Annotated in this window: 3 protein-coding genes; all 3 read left to right on the forward strand. The window is 66.6% G+C overall.

Translation table 11 applies throughout. The features are described 5' to 3' along the window. Positions 1-99: 99 nt before the first annotated feature. Genes tnpA through tnpC form a run of 3 tightly spaced genes read left to right on the forward strand, consistent with a single transcriptional unit; the run spans position 100 to position 2498 of the window. Entirely contained in the window at positions 100-468 is a 369-nt protein-coding gene (gene tnpA / locus JF542_RS24220; RefSeq protein ID WP_007803373.1) for an IS66-like element accessory protein TnpA, read from the forward strand. Next, on the forward strand, positions 465-812 hold the full coding sequence (gene tnpB, locus JF542_RS24225; protein WP_040545958.1) for an IS66 family insertion sequence element accessory protein TnpB: 348 nt from the start codon (positions 465-467) through the stop codon (positions 810-812). The genes tnpA and tnpB overlap by 4 nt, the downstream gene beginning before the upstream one ends. A gap of 60 nt (positions 813-872) precedes the next feature. Beyond that, complete coding sequence (gene tnpC, locus JF542_RS24230; protein ID WP_007803542.1) at positions 873-2498, forward strand: IS66 family transposase; 1626 nt, start codon at positions 873-875, stop codon at positions 2496-2498. The last annotated feature ends 25 nt before the right edge of the window (positions 2499-2523 follow it).

A 2523-nucleotide genomic window follows, 5' to 3' on the forward strand; every position in this document is an offset into this window, starting at 1 on the left:
GGTAACCGCCCGATTGAGGCCGCCTGCCTGACAGCGGGGTTCCGAGCTAAGACACGTGCATAACGACGTCCTTAACGACGTGTCTTATTTGGAGGGGCCATGCTGGGCGAGGTTCTGGGCGTTGAGCGGCGCCGGCGGTGGAGCGAAGACGAGAAGCTCGAGATCCTGTCGGAGGTCGATGTCGGCGGTGCGTCGGTGACGCAGGTGGCGCAGCGGCACGAGATCACGCGCTCCCAGATCTACGGCTGGCGGCGTGATCTGAAGAAGAAGGGCCTGTGGTCGCCGGATCGCGGGGCTGTTTTCCTGCCGGTGGATTTCAGCGCGGCGCCGACGGCAGCGAGCGTCCCCGCGCCAGCGCGATCCGTCATGGTCGAGCTGCGGCTGAGCAACGGGCGCTGCCTGAGGTTCGACAGCGGCATGGATGGAGAGACGCTGACCCGATTGATCCGGGCTGTGGAGGCGGCATGATCGGACCGGGAACGGGTGTTCGGGTCTACTTGGCCTGCGGAACCACCGACATGCGCAAGGGGATCGCCGGTTTGGCCGCGCTTGCCCAGGACGTCCTGCGCCAAAACCCAGCGAGCGGCGCGGTCTTCGCGTTCCGTGGACGCCGGGGAGATCGGCTGAAGCTTCTCTACTGGGACGGCCAGGGCTTCTGCCTCTACTACAAGGTCCTGGAACGGGGGCGCTTCCCGTGGCCCGTCGCCGGCGACGGCGCCGCAAGGCTGACCTCGGCGCAGCTGGCGATGCTCTGGGAAGGCATCGACTGGCGCCGCCCGGACTGGGGTGCGCCTCCCGCTCGGGTGAGCTGATACTTCTCTCAAACCCCTTGTTTTACTGGTTATGGACCGCACGGGATGGTAAGGTTCCGCATGTCCGAAGCCTCCTCCCTTCCGCCTGACGATCCTGCCAAGTTGCGCGCGATGATCGCCGCACTCGAGGCCGAGAACGCGGCCATGCGGGCCGAGACAACAAGGCTCACGGCCGTCTTGAAGGCACACGAAGCCCTCGTTCAGGCGCTCCAGATCCGGATCGCCAAGCTCCAGCGTCAGAAGTTCGGCGCGAGCTCGGAGAAAATCGAGCGCGAGATCGAACAACTGGAACTGGCCCTCGAGGCGCTGGAGGTCGCGGCTTCCGCCGCCCGGGAGCCCGAGGAGGAGCCGGAAGCAGAGCCCGCTGTCGCGGAACCTGCTCCCATGCGGCGCAAGCCGAAGGTCTCGGAGGCAACGCCCCGCGAGCGCATTGTGCTCGATCCCGGCGATGCCTGTCCCGCTTGCGGGGGCGAGCTGCGGCTCGTCGGTGAAGACATGAGCGAGATCCTCGAACTGATCAGCGCACGGCTGAAGGTGATCGAGACGGCGCGCCCGAAGAAGTCCTGCCGGAGATGCGAGAAGATCACCCAGACCCCGGCGCCTGCCCGCCCGATCCCGCGCAGCATGGCGGGACCGGGCCTTCTGGCGCACATCCTCGTCTCCAAGTTCGACGATCATCTTCCCTTGTATAGACAGAACGAGATCTTCGCCCGCATGGGCGCGGATATCCCGGCCTCGACGCTCGTCGACTGGTGCGGCCAGGGTGTGCGGGTGCTCTCTCCGCTCGTGGCGCGGATCAGGGCTGACGTGATGACCGCCGATCGCCTCCATGCCGATGACACCCCGGTGCGAGTGCTCGACCGCTCCAAGCGGCTCGAGGGACTGGGAAAGGGCGTGAAGGAGGGCCGGATCTGGACCTACCTCCGGGATGACCGGCCATGGGGCGGGACAGCGCCGCCCGGTGTCGCCTACTTCTTCTCACCGGATCGGAAGAGTGCGCATCCGCACCGCCATTTGGCCGAGTTCAGCGGCATCCTCCAGGCGGACGCCTATACCGGCTTCAAGGCGCTCTATGAGCCCGATGCCACCGGCGTGGTGCGCATCCGGGAGGCCGCCTGCTGGGCACACCTGCGCCGGGACTTCCACGATGTCTGGATCGGCACCAAGTCGGAGATCGCCCGGGAGGCGCTGGACCGTATCGGCGCGCTCTACGACATTGAACGCGAGATCACCGGCTGCTCCGCCGAAGAGCGGCGGCGCGTTAGGCAGACCCGCACGCGCCCTCTGGCGGAGGACTTCAAGGCGTGGTCGGAGGCCCAGCTCGGCCGGGTCTCCGGCAAGAGCGCACTGGCCAAAGCCTTCCGCTACGCGCTCCACCGCTGGCCCTCCTTCACGCTCTTCCTGGAGAACGGCCGCGTGGCCATCGACAACAACCCGGCCGAGCGTGCGATCAAGCCCGTGGTGATTGGTCGGAAGAATTGGCTCTTCGCCGGGGCCGATGCCGGGGGTGAAACTCTCGCGGAAGCCATGACGATCATCGAAAGCGCGAAGCTCAGCGGCCACGACCCCGAAGCCTATATGGCAGACATCCTGGCCCGCATCGGCGACCACAAGATCAACCGCCTCGACGAGCTGCTGCCGTGGAACTGGGTGCCGCAATCCAAAGAGGCGAAGGCCGTCGCTTGAGCTGTGGTCCTTACCGGCCGGTTAC

It is taken from the genome of Salipiger bermudensis, from assembly GCF_017309175.1.
Lineage (GTDB): Bacteria > Pseudomonadota > Alphaproteobacteria > Rhodobacterales > Rhodobacteraceae > Salipiger > Salipiger bermudensis.

What these genes read in the sequence shown, in the direction of transcription:
- tnpC (WP_007803542.1), top strand. Translation starts at nt 873, where the DNA reads ATGTCCGAAGCCTCCTCCCTTCCGCCTGACGATCCTGCCAAGTTGCGC.
- tnpB (WP_040545958.1), top strand. Translation starts at nt 465, where the DNA reads ATGATCGGACCGGGAACGGGTGTTCGGGTCTACTTGGCCTGCGGAACC.
- tnpA (WP_007803373.1), top strand. Translation starts at nt 100, where the DNA reads ATGCTGGGCGAGGTTCTGGGCGTTGAGCGGCGCCGGCGGTGGAGCGAA.